Raw genomic sequence first — 16,037 nt, forward strand, 5'->3', positions numbered from 1 at the left:
CTCACTGACCCATCCCCCGAGGCAAGGATGAGGGGGAGTACCGGCGGCAAAGCCGATCACCCACCACTGCGGCAGGCGACTTCCGCGTTCCTCAACTGGATCAACGTTTTCCTAGGACCTCTCCCCTATATTTGTCTCGGCCCGGACGACTTTCCTCATCGCTGGAACTCCCCGTCGGAAGCAACAGGGAAGAAGTGCATTGCAGGCAAGCCGTCATCGTTCCAATTCGGGAGGACGCAGAATGAGAACCTTGATCATCGCCGCCGTATTTGTCGCGGCAAACGGCCTTGCTACGGCCTCTGCCGCGGATCTGCGCATGTCATGGTGGGGCAGCGAGGACCGCCATATCGCCACGCAGGAAGCGTTGAAGTTCTGCGGCGACAAGTTCGGCCACACGATCGCGCCGGAAATGACCGGCTGGACCGGCCATCAGGAGAAAATCGCCACCCAGCTCGCCGGGCGAACCGAAGCCGACATCATGCAGATCAACTGGCCCTGGCTCCCGATCTTCTCGAAGAGCGGCAACGGCTTTGCCGATCTCAACCAGTTCAAGGACGTCATCGACCTCGATCAATGGTCGGAGGCCGATCGGAAAAGCGGCAGTGTCGATGGCAAGCTGAATGGCCTGCCGGTGTCCATCACGGGCCGCGTCTTCATGTTCAACAAGGCCACCTATGACAAGGCTGGCCTTGCCATTCCAACCACCTGGGACGACTTGTTCGCCGCAGCCCCTGTCATGAAGCAAAGGCTCGGCCCGGACTACTATCCATTCGAAGGAAACGGCCCCGACGCGCGTCTCATCGTCATTCTGCGCACCACGCAGAAGACCGGAAAGGATCTGATCGACCCGGCCACCCGGCAGGTCGCCTGGACCGTGGAAGAACTGGCAGAAAGCCTCGACTTCTATCAATCCATGGTCGAACAGGGCGTCGTCAAGTCCTGGCAGGACGAGGCTGCCGGAGGCAACGCGCCGCTGCATGAAAACCCCGAATGGGCCAGCGGCAAGATTGCCGGAACATATCAGTGGAGCAGCACATACAGCAAGATCGTCGGCCCGATGCAGGAAGGCCAGCAACTCGTGCCGGTCGAAATGCTGAAGGTCGATGGCGCAACCACGGAAGGCATCTATCGCAAGCCCTCGATGTTGTTTGCCATATCAAAATACAGCAAGGAGCCGAAAGCGGCGGCCGAGATTGTCAACTGCTTGCTGAACGATCCCGAAGCGATCCGTAAACTCGGTGCAACGCGCGGCTTGCCCTCCAGCAAAGTCGCCCTTGAAGTACTGACCAGGGCGGGCACGATCGAGCCGGCGCAGATCGAGGCAAACAAGATTGTCATGCAAAGTACGGGCGTCGACGTCTCTCCGCTGAATGAAAATCCGCGCGTCGCAGAAGCCTTCGACAGCACTTTCGAAGCTTTTGCCTACGGCCAGCTCAACGCCGAGACTGCGGCCGCCGGTATTATCGACAGGATCAACGGCATCTTGACGGGCATCTGAGCAACGGTCTCGAACGACAGCTCCGCGAAGCTGCAGCTTCGGCCGAAGGCAGCCCGTGGGTCCAGGGGGGCACGCGGCCTCAGCGGCTCCGGCCGGCAGCCGCAGGCCGGCCGGAAGCCATTTCGCAGGCGTTGATCAGCTCGCGGCCTTCTGGATGACGTCAGACACTGCATCCTGGCGCATATCCGTCCAGGCGAGACTGCCAGTATAACGCCATGCCATCTGGCCCCGTTCGTCGAGCGCAAACAGGCTGAGCCAGCCATTGTCGAACAGCGCCTGCACCTGGGCATGCCGTTTGAGGATGTCGGTGATCGCCTCTTTCGGCGCCTCGACGGCGACCGTCAACCGCAGCGGCTCATGCACGAACTGCTCGCCGTCATGCACCGACTGCCAGGGAAGCCCTGCGCGCATATTGCCGCCATTGCCCTCGACCACGCCGATGCCGCCGACGACATTGTGCAGGAGCTTGTTGCCGGCCCCGAAAAGCGAGGGCGCGACGCAGGAGCCGAAATATTGCAGGCTGATCCAGCTCGCGACGACGACGGGTGCCGTCAGGATGAGTTCGAGAATCTTGAAGCCCTCGTCCGTCTTCCAGACATAGTCGTGCAGGAAGGCCTGGCCTTCCAGCGATCGACCAGCCGTCCGGGTGCGCGGTGCGGCGATGAAGGCACGGCAGCCGGCAAGCCCGAGTTCGGGCCGCACTTCCGACCAGTCCCGACTGCGCTCGATGACGCTGTCGGCTGTCGCCCGTGGCAGCCGCCGTGCCCGCTCCGCGCGCGTCAGGTGGCCAGCCTGGGCCAGCCACTGCCGGATGCGGACAATATCCTCCGGCTGAATGTCGGTCTCAAGGTCGTCCTCGAAAAGCGTCACGGTATCGGTCGTCGTATCATGCAAACCACCGAGGAAGACGGTGTCGGCCGGGATGGTCATTCCGTTGATCGCCAGCGTCTCCCGCACGGCGCGGTCGTTCAGAAGATCAGCCAGCAGACGCGCGTTGACGTCACCCGCATAACCGCCGCAGGCGCCGCAGTGAAGTGCGCTGGCATAGGGGTTGTTGACCACATTCGCCCCATGACCGGAGATCAGCACGAAGCGGCCGAAACCTTCCGTCAGCGACATGGCCTTCAGCACCGTTTCGGCGATGACGACGCGCGTGTCGAGATCAAGGCTGGGCGCAAGGCGAGGCTTGGCGGCATCCGGCCCCTTGCCCTTGTGGAAGCCGAGACCATCGCGGATCAGCTTGCCGGCATAGACCGGCCCCATCGCTTCGACAAAGGCGAAGGAGGAAACGGCGGCCAGCTTGAACCGTCCCCAGGCGCGGGTGGCGCGGGCGCTGAACCGCGCCTGCTGATCGGCATCGCCGTCGTGATCTACCGCGCTGCAGCTGAAGACCGAGGGCTTCAGGAGAACCGGCAGACGATGCTCGGAGACGTCGGAGGCAAAGCCCTTGTGGCTTGCGCCGAGCCCAAAGAAACCGGCGAAGCCGAGCGTCCTGACGCCCGGATCAACGCTTTCGAGCGATCGGCGAAAGACCTCCGAGCGCACGTCGATGCAAAAGGCAGCCTGCAACACCGGCCGCAACTCGGCAACCTTGATCGTCGAGGGTGCGGCGAGCGTCGCGGCGAGCTTCCGCTGTGCTGCCCGCTCGGCAGCAACCCGCAGCAACCCGTCAATGACGGTATCGAAATCCGGGCTGACCGGCTCGACATGCTTGTGTCGCACCTGCTGCCACTCGCGCTCGATCTCAGTCTTGTGCCGGGCATACAGCACCTCTTCGAAGACGAGCCGGATCGCCAGCAGTTCGAGCGCCGTGGTATCCGTGCGGCCCTCGATCTCGGCCTTGAACTGGATGTGTCGCGCATACTGCGCCCAGCCGCCGACGGTCAGCAGCAGTTGGTGGAAATAGGTGCCGGGTTCGGCGCCGAGGCCCAGCGAAACGGCCGCCCGCTCGATCGCCCCGTCAGGGGTTTCCGGCGTTTCATCGACATGGATGCTGAAGCCCTTCAGTCCCAGAATTTCCGGCGTCAGATCATGGGTCGCAAAGGCACGCCAGGCGGCATAGAGCCCGTTGCGCCGGGACGCAGCCCAGAGGGCCTGCCCCTGGTCGAAGAAACCGGCTGCAAAGGTCCCGATCCGCTCGGAGACCAGCCCGGGCCAATCCTTGCCCGTGGCCCGCGCGGCAAGATCCGCGATCGTCGGCAGTGCGATAACCGGCTGCGGTTCTTCGCCAACGGCCGCCTTGAGCGCCGGCAGGTCGATGCGGTTGAAGAGCGCGCTCGACTGGAGGGCAGCGATCAGGTCCTCATCGGTGATCTCCCCCTTGGCGATCTTGTCGGCATAGTGCTTGCGCGGCAAAGCGAGCCTGACGCCACCGATCCGGGCAAGCCGGGCCGCGGTGTGGTCCAGCGTTTCGCTGACCTGGCCGAGGAAGGGGTTGACGGCAACGGTCGCCGTCAGCGACCAGGCCGGCGGAATCGCCCGCACCGCCTGATTGGCTGCCCGGGCAAGCGCTTCACCATGCAGTGTATCGACTGTGGTCATCCTGGTCATCGGTTCACTCTTTCACGAAAGCGGGCGTTGCGGAGGTAGTGCGTGGAAGCGTCCAGCCACCAAGCAGGCGATCGAAGAGGGCATTGACGTAGAGGCCGTTGGCGAGATGCACCCTGAGGCCCGCCGCTGCCGGATGATAGGCCCAGAGCGGGAAGAGCGACTGGGCGACCGCCACCACACCGAAGGTGACGACGGCCAGCAGCATCAGCGTCCATTCGAGCGGCCCTGGCTGTGGGGTTGCGGGCAGCGTGTCGAGCATCAGCTTGTCGGTGATCCGCTGCAGGGCGAAGTAGGCCGTGGCCGCCGAGATCGAGTAGAGCGAGGTCCGCCAGGTCAGCGCCCAGGGCGCCGCATCCGCCAAGCCTTGCGCGATCAGATAGGCCACGCCGAAGATCAGGATCGCTCCCAATGCTAGGGCCTGCGGCGCCTTGTCCGCAAAGCCGAAGAGCACACCGATAACGGCGTAGATGGCCAGCGCCAGCAGAAAGGCGCGTCCGACAGCCTTCGCGTTGGGGATCGCGACCGGACCGGGGCGCCGGATCGAGGCGACCGTCTCGATGGCCGAACCGGATGCGAGGAAGGCATGCGCCTTGTAGAGCGAATGGGCGACGATGTGCAGAAGCGCGATCGGGAAGAGTGCCAGACCACATTGCAGGATCATGAAGCCCATCTGCGCGACCGTCGACCAGGCGAGCGAGGTCTTCACCGCCGACTGGGTGAGCATCACGAGACTGCCGAACAGCGCCGTGAAGCCACCGATCATGACCAGCACCGCAAGCACCACGGGGGCCTGCAGCATGACATCGGCAAAGCGGATCAGCAGGAAGCCGCCGGCGTTGACGACACCGGCATGCAAGAGGGCAGAGACAGGGGTCGGCGTTTCCATAACTTCCGTGAGCCAGCCATGGGTCGGGAACTGCGCGGACTTCAGAAGCGCTGCGATCGCCAGCAGGGCCGCAGCGGCAATCGTCAGCGGCAGGCCCTCGCCCTCGCGGGCAGCGGCGAGAATGGTCGCAATGTCGCCGGTGCCGAAGGAGATGGCGAGCAGGATGACGGCGCCGATCAGGGCGGCGTCACCGGTGCGCGAGACGATGAACTTCTTGCGCGCGGCGCGTTGGGCAGCGATCCTGTCAGGATAGAAGAGCAGGAGCTGATGCAGGAGTAGGCTGGTCGCGACCCAACCGACGACAAGCTGCAACAGCGTGCCGGACTGGACGAGCAGAAGGACGGCGGCAAGTGTCGCCGTCATCCAGCCGGTGAACTGACCCTGACGGACCTCACCGTCGAGGAAAGTGCCGGCATAGCGCAGCACCACCCATCCGATGAAGGACACGAGCAGCAGCATCACCAGGCTGACAAGGTCGAGCCGCGAGGCGAACGCGAAGGGGCCGTAGCCGAGGGCCGGGCTCGTGCCCGGACCCTGCAGAGCGAGGACGACGCCGGACAAAAACACGACGAGCATGGAACCGAGGGCAGCGAGTTCGACAACGCGGATCGCCCGGCGCGGGCGAAGCCCCGGCGCCTTGAATGCGTAATACGAGGCACCGGCAAGCAGGAGCGGTGCGAGAAGCGGCAGCATGTGGATCACTTGACGTCTCCGGTCTGGACCGCTGCTTGGGAGGAGGCAACGGCGATCTCACGGACCTGTTATCAGCGACGTGATCACAAGAAAAATTCATTGTTTCTCCAATTTCGTTCTATAAAATAGAACAATGTCCGAGCTGAACTATCACCACCTCCGCTATTTCCGCGCCGTCGCCCATGATGGAAATCTGACGCGCACGGCCGAACGGCTAAACCTGTCGCAATCGGCGCTCTCCATCCAGATCAAGCACTTGGAGGAGCGTCTGGGCCACGCTCTCTTCGAGCGTCGCGGACGACAGCTTTATCTCACGGAAGCCGGCCGCATCGCGCTCGACCATGCCGACACGATCTTTTCGGCCGGCGAAGAGCTTGTCGAAACACTGAAGGAAACAGGAAGAACCCGCCGCGCGATCCGCATTGGGGCGCTCGCGACCCTGTCACGCAACTTCCAGATGGAATTCCTGCGGCCAATCCTCGGGCGATCCGATGTCGACATGATCCTGCGCTCCGGCAGCACCAGCGAACTGCTCGGCGCGCTCGAAGCGCTCAATCTCGACATTGTCCTGCTGAATCAGGCGCCAATGACCGATTCCGTCACGCCCTTCATCGCCCAGCATGTCTACCAGCAGCGGGTCAGTCTCATCGGCAGGCCATCCTACGGCAAGCCGGGCGCTAACCTTGCCGACCTGCTGGGCGAGCATCCCGTCATCCTGCCCACGCTCGAAAGCGGCGTGCGCTCGCAGTTCGAGGCGCTTGTGGCAAGGCTTGGGATCACGCCACAGATTGCCGCCGAAGTGGACGACATGGCGATGATGCGTCTTCTGGCACGCGAAGGCGCGGGCCTTGCCGTTTTGCCGCCAATCGTCGTGAAGGGCGAACTTGAGGCGGGTACACTGGTGGAGTTCGACGCCCTGCCCGGTATGATCGAAGCCTTCTTTGCGGTAACCGTAAAGCGTCGTTTCCCCAATCCGCTCATCCGGCCGTTGCTCGAAGCGAATGGCGACGGCAAATCCACTGATGCCGGATCTACGTAAATTTTGAGCGTATAAACGCTTGAAAAGGGGACATCGTGAAGACTTCCATAGCCATCATCGGAGCCGGCATCGCTGGTATCACCCTTGCGCAGGCGCTTGTCCCATACGCAAACGTCACCATTTTCGAGAAGAGCCGAGGCCTCGGTGGCCGCATGGCGAACCGCCGCCGCGAGGGTTTTGCTTTCGACCATGGCGCCCAGTATTTCACCGCACGTTCGCCAGCCTTTCGCGCGGTTGCGGAAGCAGCGGTTGAGGCGGGCCATGCCGGTATCTGGCCAAGGGCGGTGCACACGCTGAAGTCCGGCGGATTGCTGACCGACAATCGCCCACCGGAACCGCGGTATATCGGCTTGCCCGGAATGAGCGGGTTTGCGAACGGACTGGCTGACGGTCTTGAGATCCGCAAGCAAACGACCGTTGCAGGGCTTCAGCAGTGCGGACATGGCTGGGCGTTGACCGACGGCGAAGGTCAGGATCTTGGCCGCTTCGACACAGTCATCTCCACGGCGCCGGCACCACAGACAATCCGGCTGATGCCCGAGACATTTTCCGGACACGACGCTTTGGCCATTGTCCGGATGAGTGGTTGCTTCACCCTGATGATCGGTCTCGACGAGCCCCTGCACCTCGACTTCCACGCCGCCCGTATCGAGGACGACATCCTGAGCTGGATCGCCGTCGAGGACAGCAAACCCGGCCGCCGCGACAAGCTGGCGCTCACCATCCACAGCCGAAACGACTGGGCCGAGGCAAACCTGGAACGCGACCGCGACGAGGTGAAATCGGAGATGCTTGCGTCGCTGAAGCGCCTGCTTGGACTAGACTTCTCGAACGCCGCCTGGCTCGACCTGCATCGCTGGCGCTACGCCAATGTCGAAGAACCCGCCAGCCAGCCCTTCCTCTTCGATGAAGTCCTCGGCCTTGGCGCCTGTGGTGACTGGTGCCTCGGCAACCGGGTCGAGGCAGCCGTGGAAAGTGCCACCGCGCTGTCGAAAAGGATGATCACCCGCCTGCAAGGAGCCTGACAATGTATCGCGATCCGGCGCTGACGAAACTTCTCACCTATGCCGGCGCCCTGCCCTTTTGGGCGCTCGCTCTGGCCCAGGTGCTCGGCGGCGATCCAGCGCTCACCGCTGAGGCCTTCATTGCCTACGGAACCGGCATCGCCTGTTTCATGGCCGGCACGCTCTGGAGCCAGGCGCAGATCCGCACTCAGGATCCGGGGCTCATGCTGATCGTCAGCAATATTGCAGCCCTCGCAGCCATCGGGGGCCTGCTGGTCTACGCCCATGCTCCGGCCGTCACGATGGCATTGCATGTTACGGTATTTCTGGTCCTGCTTGCCGCCGATCTCCGCATTCACAGAAAAGGCGCCCAACCCGCCTGGTATCTGGCACTTCGGCGCAATGTCACACTGCTGGTGATCGCCGCTTATGCCGTGGTCATGATCCTGACATGAGATTTTCAGGGTAAGTGCTGTAAGATGGCAATGAATTCCGCGAGGAACGGAGGCGTGCTGCGGGGCGCGCCGGATCTTGACAGGCGCGGCCAATGTGCGGGGGATCATGATGGGGAATGCGGGCGAGCAGAAGTTGAACCGCGGAGACGGTGCGGCAGCGCCGTTTCTGGCCGATGCGACGTATATGGCGGAACTCCGTCAACGCATGCTGAAATTCGCAAGCCTCCAGCTTGCGGATCCCGGCTTCGCCGAAGATGCTGTGCAGGAAGCGCTGGCCGGTGCGCTCCGCAACGCCGACGCCTTTGCCGGCCGTTCCGCTTTTCGCACCTGGGTCTTCGCCATCCTGCGCAACAAGATCGCAGACCAGATCCGCTTCAAGCGCAAGCAATCTCAGATGATCGCCATGCCGCTCGGTCACCTCCCCGACGAGGATGAGCCTCGCTACTTCGACGCCAATGGCTCTTGGGCTCCGGAGAACCGCCCCAGCGGTTGGGGCAATCCGGAAGTCGAACTCTTGGGCAAGGATTTCTGGCGGGTCTTCGAAACTTGCCTCGATCATCTGCCGCCCGACCAGGGCCGCGTCTTCATGATGCGTGAATTCGTCGAGATGGACACAGCCGAGATCTGCGCCGAGGTCGGCATCACCAGCACCAACATGCATGTCCTGATGCACCGCGCGCGGCTTCGCCTGCGCAATTGCCTAGAAGGACACTGGTTCGCGCCGGAGGAGAAATTATCATGATGTGCGACAAGGCGACCAAACTTGCCTCGGACAAACTCGACCGGCGCCTGTCCATTCCTGAGACCATCCGCCTGCGCCTGCATCTTGTCGGTTGCGATGCCTGCTCGGGCTTCGTCCGGCAAATCGGTGTGTTGCGCAAGGCAAGCCGCCGCTACGTCGCGACCGACGTATCCGATCCGGGAGAGACCTAATCAGCGGGTGCCGAGTTGCTCGATCGACTGCAGGATCTCGGTGCCAAGCCGCGTGGCGGCACCGGTGGCGATCGCCATCTGCGGCAGGATCATCCACTCAAGCGTCCAGGCCGCCCCAGACCGTTCCTGTTCATGCACCAGGGACTGATGCAGACCCGAGATCTGCACGGCGTTGAACCGGGCAAGCGTTACCAGAACTTCCGCCTTCACCGGATTGCGCTTGTGCGGCATGGCTGAGGACGCGCCGCCGCCGCCGATCAGCGCCGTGCCATTATCCGCCATCAGCGCCAGATCTTGACCGATCTTGCCGAGGACGCCGGTGACCTGGGAGAACAAGCCACCGATCTCGGTGATTATCGCCCGTTGACTGTGCCATTGCGGCCGATCAGACAGTTGAAGGAGGTCGGAGAGCCGGGCTCGGACAAACTGCGCCTTGCCACCGAGCTTGTCGAGTGTGCCGGCGGCACCCCCGAACTGAAGCGGCAGGCCGGCTTTCAGCATGCCCTGCAGCGCTGCCTGGTGGGCGACGATCGGCCCTTTCCAGCTCGACAGGCGATCTGAAACCGTGATCTGGATCGCCGCCTGCATGCGCGTGCGCCCCATCAAGGACCGGGTGCCAAAGCGCTGCTCCAGCCCCTCGAGGGACGAGATGATGGATGTCAGCCGCTCATCGAGGATCGAAAGCACAGCACCCAGACGCAGCATCAGACCTGTATCGATGGCGTCCTGGCTTGTGGCCCCGAAGTGCAGATGCTTGCCCTGTTCTGCGAGCATTGCCCGCCACTGACGAACGAGATCCGGGATGACGACCCCATCGCGGCCGATCGCCTGTTTCAAGGCGTCGAGATCGGCAAAAAATGCTTCCGGCAGGGCCGCGATCGCCCCGGCCGCCTCGACAGGGATAACGCCTTCCGCTGCCTCCGCTTCCGCCAGTGCCACCTCGAAACGCAGCATGGCCGAAAGCTCGGCAGCGGCCGAGAACTGAGCACCGATTTCCTCATCACCCAAGAGGCCGGACAGAAAAGGATGGTCGAAGACGGATGCGGTCATGCTGTGCCGGTGCCCTTTTCAGATATCGAAGAAGATCGTCTCCTTCTCCCCCTGCAGGTAGATGTCGAAGTGATAGGTCGATCCCTCGCGCTGTGCAATCAGTGTCGGCACGCGCACGCGGTGCTCGATGCGCGCAAGGATCGGATCCTCGGCGTTGGCCGCTTCTTCGTCGCCAAAATAAAGGCGCGTGTTGAGGCCGAGATTGATGCCGCGCGCCACGATCCAGAAAGATATATGTGGCGCCATCAGGCGGCCATCCCGGAAAGGCACCCGACCCGGCTTGATCGTCTCGAAACGATACTCGCCGGTCGAGAGGTCGCAAGGGCAGCGCCCCCAGCCGGTAAAGTTTGGATCAGCGCTGCCGCGCGTTTCCGAGGGACTGTTGTAGAGGCCATCGGCATCTGCCTGCCAGATCTCGATCAACGCATCCTTGAGCGGCGTGCCGGATCCATCGATGACACGACCGGTTACGGTAATCCGCTCGCCGCGCGTCCTGTCATTGACCATGGTGGTGCCGAGATCGACGGGATAGACACCCTTGATATCGGCAAAATTTGGCGTCAGGCCGATATGAACGTAAGGGCCGGCCGTCTGCGAGGCACTTTCCTTGAGGTAACCGAGATCCTGGACCATCAATTTCCCTCCATCCGGTTTTCGAACAGGGTCGAACGCCGACCACGCAGCACGATATCGAATTTGTAGGCGCGCGCATCCATCGGGATGGTTGCCGACCAGTCGAGGGCTGCGACCAGTTGCTCGATCGCGGCGCGATCCGGGATCGTCAGCACGATCGGACATTTCCAGATCAACGGGTCGCCCTCGAAATACATCTGGGTGATCAGGCGCTGCGAAAAACCATGGCCGAATATGGAGAAATGGATGTGCGCCGGGCGCCAGTCGTTGACCCCATTCGGCCAGGGATAAGGACCCGGCTTGATCGTGCGGAAGGCATAATACCCGTTCTCGTCGGAGATCGTGCGGCCGCAACCACCAAAATTCGGATCGAGCGGCGCCAGATAGCTTTCCTTCTTGTGACGATAGCGCCCGCCGGCATTGGCCTGCCAGAATTCGATGAGAGCACCGGCAACGGGACGACCGCGTTCGTCGAGGACGCGCCCATGCACGATGATGCGCTCGCCGATCGCGCTCTCGCCCGGCTTGGCAAAATTATGGATCAGGTCGTTGTCGAGTTCGCCCAGCATAGAATGACCGAAGACCGGGCCTGTGATTTCCGACTTCGTGCCGTCCAGCGACAGAAGCGCCTTTTGCGGCGAGCGCAAAACGGAGGTCTTGTAGGTCGGGGTATAGGCCGGCGGATGCAAACTCCGGTCGCGCGGGAAAAAGGCGCCCGTCTCCGGCTTCTTGTTCGAAAGATCAGTCATGGCCCTCTCCCCCGGTCTCGCCGGCATCCACCATGTCAAACACCTGCTTGGCGATCTTGAATGCCCTGTTTGCCGCGGGAACGCCGGCATAGACGGCAACATGCATCAATGCTTCGGTGACGTCTTCCCGGCTGGCCCCGGTATTGGCGGTGGCTCGGACATGCATGGCGACCTCTTCGTCATGACCCAAGGCCGCAAGCAGCGCGATGGTGATCATCGAACGTTCGCGGGGGCTGATACCGGCCCGTGACCAGACGGTCCCCCAGGCTCCCTCGGTGATCATCTCCTGAAAGGGTTGATCGAACGCCGTGGCCGACAAGGAAGCGCGATCGACATGCGCATCGCCCAGCACGCGGCGACGCGTTGCCATGCCCTGCCGGTAGCGATCTGATGAACTGCGGGCATCAGCCATGAGCTGCCTCTCCTGATATGATGGGCGCGAGGAAGGCCTCTATGATGGTTGTGAGCATTTCCGGCTGCTCCACACAGGGGAGATGGCCGGCATCCTTTATGACTTCATAGCGCGCCTTCGGCACGAGCTTGGCGAGCGACAGCACGAGATCGGGTGGCGTCGCCCCGTCCTGATCGCCGACAACACAGAGTGTGGGAACGGCGATCCTCGTTGCGGCCTCGGTGAAATCCGCATCCCGGATCGCGGCACAGGTGCCAGTATATCCCTCGACCGGCTGGCGGAGCATCATGTTGCGATAGCCCGGGTAAGCCGGATCGCTGGCGCGGAAGGACGATGTGAACCAGCGCTCCATCACACTGTCGACGATGCCCGAAAGCCCGCCTTCTTCGATGGCTGTGATGCGCGCTGCCCACATCTCCGCGGTCCCGATCTTGTGCGCTGTATCGCAAAGGATCAGCGCCTTCACCAGATCCGGACGCCGCGCGCAGAGGCCCTGGGCGATCAGCCCTCCGACAGACAGTCCGCAGATGACGGCGCCAGAAACATTGAGGTGTTCGAGCAAGCCGATCAGGTCGTCGACATGGTCATCGATCGAATAGGGCGCTTGCCCGACATCCGACAGGCCGTGCCCGCGCTTGTCATAGGTGAGCAGAGGATGGCTGCCAGCGAGCCGGACGATCACGTCGCGCCAGATACGAAAATCGGTTCCGAGCGAATTGATGAAGACGATGACCGGCTTGTTGCCCGGCCCACCGATGATCTGGTGATGCAGGCTGACGCCGTTGATCTGAACGAACTGCACGGGTTCCTCCCTCCGTTGCCGACATATTGCTCATGCGGTTTGGTTAGGTAAAATGATGTTTTCCATCTTATTCCTAACCGTAGGGTTATGTTTCCACATGATCGACAACAGAGTGAAGTTTCGCCACCTGCAGACCTTCGTCGAGGTTGCACGCCAGAAGAGCGTCATGAAGGCGGCGGAACTCCTGCATGTCAGCCAGCCTGCCGTAACCAAGACCATCCGCGAACTCGAGGAAGTCTTGGGTGTCGCCGTGTTCGAAAAGGACGGTCGCGGCATCCGGATCACGCGCTATGGCGAGGCCTTTCTCAAGCACGCGGGTGCGGCCCTGACCGCGCTCCGCCAAGGCTTCGATTCCGTATCGCATGCCCTTCATGCGGATGCGCCACCGATACGCGTCGGGGCCCTGCCAACGGTCTCGACCCGCATCATGCCGCAGGCAATGACCCGGTTCCTGCGCGAGGACGTGCCCGCCCGCATCAAGATTGTCACCGGTGAAAATGCGGTCCTTCTGGAGCAGTTGCGGGTCGGAGACCTCGACCTCGTCGTCGGACGGCTGGCCGCGCCCGAGCAGATGGCAGGCTTCTCCTTTGAACATCTCTATTCGGAACAGGTGATCTTCTGCGTTCGCGCCGGTCACCCGCTCCTGCTGGCCGCTTCCGACCTGTTTGGCGAACTGGAAAAGTATCCAGTGCTGATGCCGACGCGGGCCTCGATCATTCGCCCCTTCGTCGAGCGCTTCCTGATCGCCAACGGCATTTCCGGCCTGCCAACCCAGATCGAGACGGTCTCCGACAGCTTCGGTCGCGCCTATGTCCGCCAGACGGATGCGATCTGGATCATCTCTGCGGGCGTCGTGGCAACGGACCTCGCAGACAAAACGCTGGCGGCATTGCCGATCGACACCAGCGAGACAAAGGGCCCGGTGGGCCTCACCGTTCGGGCGGATGCGGTGCCGTCCATGCCGCTGGCGCTCCTGATGCGGACGATCCGCGAGGCCGCGCACGAGGTGGCCAATGCCTGACGATCAGGGCAGCAGCGGCGTCAGCCGCGCTTGAAGCTCCAACATCGCGGGCAGGCAATGGGCAGGCAATTCGGCTGCTGGCAGGATCGCAGCCGGCGCACCGACATTGATGGCAGCCACCACACGACCGCGATCATTCCGGACCGGCACGGCAATTGAACAGAGACCAATCTCAAGCTCTTGATCGATGACGGCATAGCCTCGCTCCCGGACACGTGCGATCTCTGCCTTGAGTGCCGACGGCTCGATGAGAGTAAGCGGCGTATGTGCCTTGAACTGGGTTGCCGCCAGAATGACGTCGATCTCTGCATCGGATAGCGCGGCCAGCAGCACGCGCCCCATGGAGGCGCTGTAGGCCGGCAGGCGCGAGCCCGGCATCAGGTTGATCGACATGACGCGCTTCTGTGCAGCGCGTGCAATATAGACGATCTCGGTGCTGTCGAGAATGGAGGCCGAGGCGCTGTGGCCGACGCGTTCCGACAACTGATCGAGATGCGGTTGCAACAGCACAGGCAGTGGCGTCGCCGACAGCCAGGAATGGCCGATACGCAGAATCTTCGGCGTCAGTGAGAAGAACTTTCCATCATAGTCGGCGTAACTGAGATCCGCGAGCGTCAGCAGGCAGCGACGCGCAGTCGCCCGGTCAAGACCACTGGTTTCGGCAGCCTCGGTGATGCTGAGCCTCTGGCGCTCGGGGCCGAATGCTTCCAGCACCCTCAAGCCTTTGGCGAATCCACCCATCAGGTCACGTTCGCCCGCTGCCATAAACCACCTCCAATTTCGTGCGATTATCGAACAAATATCAAATATCGCACAAACCACTTGCTGTCGATGGTTTCAAGGTCATATTTGGCGACAGGTTTACGAGGCAGACCGCGCTTGAGGAGACGGGAGTTCCCATGAACAAGACAATTTCAAGCCTGGTGGAAGCCGTGGCCGAGATCCGCGACGGCGCGACCGTCATGATCGGTGGCTTCGGCGGCTCCGGCGCCCCGATTGAGCTCATTCACGCCCTCATCGACAACGGCCCGAAGAACCTCACTGTCATCAACAACAATGCTGGCAATGGCCGCATCGGCATCGCGGCCATGATCGATGCGGGCTTGGTGAAGAAGATGATCTGCTCTTTCCCGCGGTCTTCCGATCCCCGCGCCTTTACCGATCGCTACCTTGCTGGCGAGATCGAACTGGAACTGGTGCCGCAAGGCACGCTGGCCGAACGCATCCGCGCCGGCGGTGCCGGCATTCCGGCCTTCTACACGCCGACCGGCTTCGGTACGGAACTGGCGGAGGGCAAGGTGATCGCGGAGTTTGACGGCCGCAAATACGTGCAGGAACGCTGGCTGAAGGCCGACTTCGCCATCGTCAAGGCGCATCTCGGCGACACCATGGGCAACCTCACCTATCGGATGGCCGGCCGCAACTTCAATCCGCTGATGTGCATGGCCGCCGCCAAGACCATCGCCCAGGTTTCGAAAATCGTGAAGCCCGGCGAGATCGATCCCGAGCAGGTGATCACCCCGGGCATCTTTGTCGATGGCGTCGTCGAAGTCGCCAACCCGCAACAGGAAGAAGAGCTCATCCGAGCCGGAGTGGCCTACGCATGACCGACGCAGCCGCAATCGACACCCGCGAAGACATCAAGCTCTCCAACGCACAGATCGCCTGGCGTGCCGCCCAGGATATCGCCGACGGCGCCTATGTGAACCTCGGCATCGGCTTCCCGGAAATGGTGGCCAAGTTCCAGCCTGAGGGCCGCGAAGCGATCTTCCATACCGAAAACGGCGTGCTGAACTTCGGCGAAGCACCGGCCGCAGGCGAAGAGGACTGGGACCTGATCAATGCCGGCAAGAAGGCGATCACGCTGAAGCCGGGAGCCGCCTTCTTCCACCATGCCGACAGCTTCGCCATGGTTCGCGGCGGCCATCTCGACGTCGCAATCCTCGGCGCCTATCAGGTCGCCGAGAACGGTGACCTCGCCAATTGGCGCGTCGGTTCCAAGGGGGTTCCGGCCGTTGGCGGCGCCATGGACCTCGTACATGGTGCAAAGCAGGTCGTCGTCATCACCGAACACGTGACCAAGGACGGCAAGCCGAAGCTCGTCGAGCGCTGCACGTTTCCGCTGACCGGCGTCGGCTGCATCACCCGCGTCTATACGAGCCATGCCGTGATCGACATTGCCGATGGCAAGTTTATCGTGCGCGAAAAGCTCGCTGCCATGAGCATGGACGAGTTGCAGGCCATGACCGGTGCAAAACTGCACACAGATGGTCCCGTCGCCGACCTCGTCGTTCCCAAATTGTGAGTTCAAG

Annotated in this window: 17 protein-coding genes; 9 read left to right on the forward strand and 8 right to left on the reverse strand. The window is 62.4% G+C overall.

All coding sequences use genetic code 11. The annotated features are described in order from the left end of the window. The first annotated feature begins 241 nt into the window (after nucleotides 1-241). Complete coding sequence (locus LJE98_RS08645) at nucleotides 242-1,498, forward strand: ABC transporter substrate-binding protein (RefSeq protein WP_229574748.1); 1,257 nt, start codon at nucleotides 242-244, stop codon at nucleotides 1,496-1,498. 135 nt (nucleotides 1,499-1,633) lie between these two features. Here the strand turns inward: LJE98_RS08645 and LJE98_RS08650 are convergent, their stop codons facing one another. Together LJE98_RS08650 and LJE98_RS08655 are read right to left on the reverse strand one after the other, a co-directional pair. Beyond that, nucleotides 1,634-4,048 (reverse strand): YbcC family protein, encoded by a 2,415-nt coding sequence (locus tag LJE98_RS08650; protein WP_229574749.1) that lies wholly within the window; start codon nucleotides 4,046-4,048, stop codon nucleotides 1,634-1,636. Between the two features lie 4 nt (nucleotides 4,049-4,052). Then, nucleotides 4,053-5,627, reverse strand: a complete 1,575-nt coding sequence (locus tag LJE98_RS08655) for a proton-conducting transporter membrane subunit (protein WP_229574959.1) — start codon at nucleotides 5,625-5,627, stop codon at nucleotides 4,053-4,055. A 133-nt stretch (nucleotides 5,628-5,760) separates the two neighbouring features. On the opposite strand from LJE98_RS08655, the gene LJE98_RS08660 reads away from it, so the two are divergent. The 5 genes from LJE98_RS08660 (at nucleotide 5,761) to LJE98_RS08680 (ending at nucleotide 9,058) form a co-directional block, all read left to right on the forward strand. Beyond that, nucleotides 5,761-6,666, forward strand: coding sequence for a LysR family transcriptional regulator (locus LJE98_RS08660; protein ID WP_229574750.1), 906 nt, complete (start codon nucleotides 5,761-5,763; stop codon nucleotides 6,664-6,666). A 35-nt stretch (nucleotides 6,667-6,701) separates the two neighbouring features. Next, nucleotides 6,702-7,691 (forward strand): NAD(P)/FAD-dependent oxidoreductase, encoded by a 990-nt coding sequence (locus tag LJE98_RS08665; protein ID WP_229574751.1) that lies wholly within the window; start codon nucleotides 6,702-6,704, stop codon nucleotides 7,689-7,691. A 2-nt stretch (nucleotides 7,692-7,693) separates the two neighbouring features. Continuing rightward, on the forward strand, nucleotides 7,694-8,125 hold the full coding sequence (locus LJE98_RS08670; protein ID WP_229574752.1) for a DUF3429 domain-containing protein: 432 nt from the start codon (nucleotides 7,694-7,696) through the stop codon (nucleotides 8,123-8,125). 106 nt (nucleotides 8,126-8,231) lie between these two features. Next, complete coding sequence (locus tag LJE98_RS08675) at nucleotides 8,232-8,867, forward strand: sigma-70 family RNA polymerase sigma factor (protein WP_229574753.1); 636 nt, start codon at nucleotides 8,232-8,234, stop codon at nucleotides 8,865-8,867. Continuing rightward, the gene (locus LJE98_RS08680) at nucleotides 8,864-9,058 is read left to right on the forward strand and encodes a zf-HC2 domain-containing protein (protein WP_229574754.1); all 195 of its coding nucleotides are present in this window, start codon (nucleotides 8,864-8,866) and stop codon (nucleotides 9,056-9,058) included. The genes LJE98_RS08675 and LJE98_RS08680 overlap by 4 nt, the downstream gene beginning before the upstream one ends. Here the strand turns inward: LJE98_RS08680 and LJE98_RS08685 are convergent, their stop codons facing one another. Genes LJE98_RS08685 through pcaD form a run of 5 tightly spaced genes read right to left on the reverse strand, consistent with a single transcriptional unit; the run spans nucleotide 9,059 to nucleotide 12,704 of the window. Further along, entirely contained in the window at nucleotides 9,059-10,108 is a 1,050-nt protein-coding gene (locus tag LJE98_RS08685; protein WP_229574755.1) for a 3-carboxy-cis,cis-muconate cycloisomerase, read from the reverse strand. It lies immediately after the preceding gene. An 18-nt stretch (nucleotides 10,109-10,126) separates the two neighbouring features. Next, nucleotides 10,127-10,741, reverse strand: a complete 615-nt coding sequence (gene pcaG / locus LJE98_RS08690) for a protocatechuate 3,4-dioxygenase subunit alpha (RefSeq protein WP_229574756.1) — start codon at nucleotides 10,739-10,741, stop codon at nucleotides 10,127-10,129. Beyond that, nucleotides 10,741-11,490 carry a protocatechuate 3,4-dioxygenase subunit beta gene (gene pcaH / locus LJE98_RS08695; protein WP_229574757.1) on the reverse strand — a complete coding sequence of 250 codons (750 nt, stop codon included), beginning with the start codon at nucleotides 11,488-11,490 and terminating at the stop codon, nucleotides 10,741-10,743. The genes pcaG and pcaH overlap by 1 nt, the downstream gene beginning before the upstream one ends. Then, the gene (gene pcaC / locus LJE98_RS08700) at nucleotides 11,483-11,902 is read right to left on the reverse strand and encodes a 4-carboxymuconolactone decarboxylase (RefSeq protein WP_229574758.1); all 420 of its coding nucleotides are present in this window, start codon (nucleotides 11,900-11,902) and stop codon (nucleotides 11,483-11,485) included. The genes pcaH and pcaC overlap by 8 nt, the downstream gene beginning before the upstream one ends. Then, nucleotides 11,895-12,704 carry a 3-oxoadipate enol-lactonase gene (gene pcaD / locus LJE98_RS08705; protein ID WP_229574759.1) on the reverse strand — a complete coding sequence of 270 codons (810 nt, stop codon included), beginning with the start codon at nucleotides 12,702-12,704 and terminating at the stop codon, nucleotides 11,895-11,897. The genes pcaC and pcaD overlap by 8 nt, the downstream gene beginning before the upstream one ends. Nucleotides 12,705-12,801: 97 nt before the next feature. Between pcaD and pcaQ the strand changes: the two genes are divergently transcribed. Then, entirely contained in the window at nucleotides 12,802-13,725 is a 924-nt protein-coding gene (pcaQ, locus tag LJE98_RS08710) for a pca operon transcription factor PcaQ (RefSeq protein WP_229574760.1), read from the forward strand. Between the two features lie 3 nt (nucleotides 13,726-13,728). Here pcaQ and LJE98_RS08715 read toward each other — a convergent pair whose 3' ends face one another. Continuing rightward, the gene (locus LJE98_RS08715) at nucleotides 13,729-14,490 is read right to left on the reverse strand and encodes an IclR family transcriptional regulator domain-containing protein (protein WP_229574761.1); all 762 of its coding nucleotides are present in this window, start codon (nucleotides 14,488-14,490) and stop codon (nucleotides 13,729-13,731) included. 134 nt (nucleotides 14,491-14,624) lie between these two features. Between LJE98_RS08715 and LJE98_RS08720 the strand changes: the two genes are divergently transcribed. After that, nucleotides 14,625-15,332: a 3-oxoacid CoA-transferase subunit A gene (locus LJE98_RS08720; RefSeq protein WP_229574762.1), complete on the forward strand. Its 708-nt coding sequence runs from the start codon at nucleotides 14,625-14,627 to the stop codon at nucleotides 15,330-15,332. Beyond that, nucleotides 15,329-16,030: a 3-oxoacid CoA-transferase subunit B gene (locus LJE98_RS08725; protein ID WP_229574763.1), complete on the forward strand. Its 702-nt coding sequence runs from the start codon at nucleotides 15,329-15,331 to the stop codon at nucleotides 16,028-16,030. The genes LJE98_RS08720 and LJE98_RS08725 overlap by 4 nt, the downstream gene beginning before the upstream one ends. Nucleotides 16,031-16,037: the final 7 nt, after the last annotated feature.

This window comes from Rhizobium sp. 'Codium 1', from assembly GCF_020889605.1.
In the GTDB taxonomy this organism is placed as follows: Bacteria; Pseudomonadota; Alphaproteobacteria; order Rhizobiales; family Rhizobiaceae; genus Allorhizobium; species Allorhizobium algae.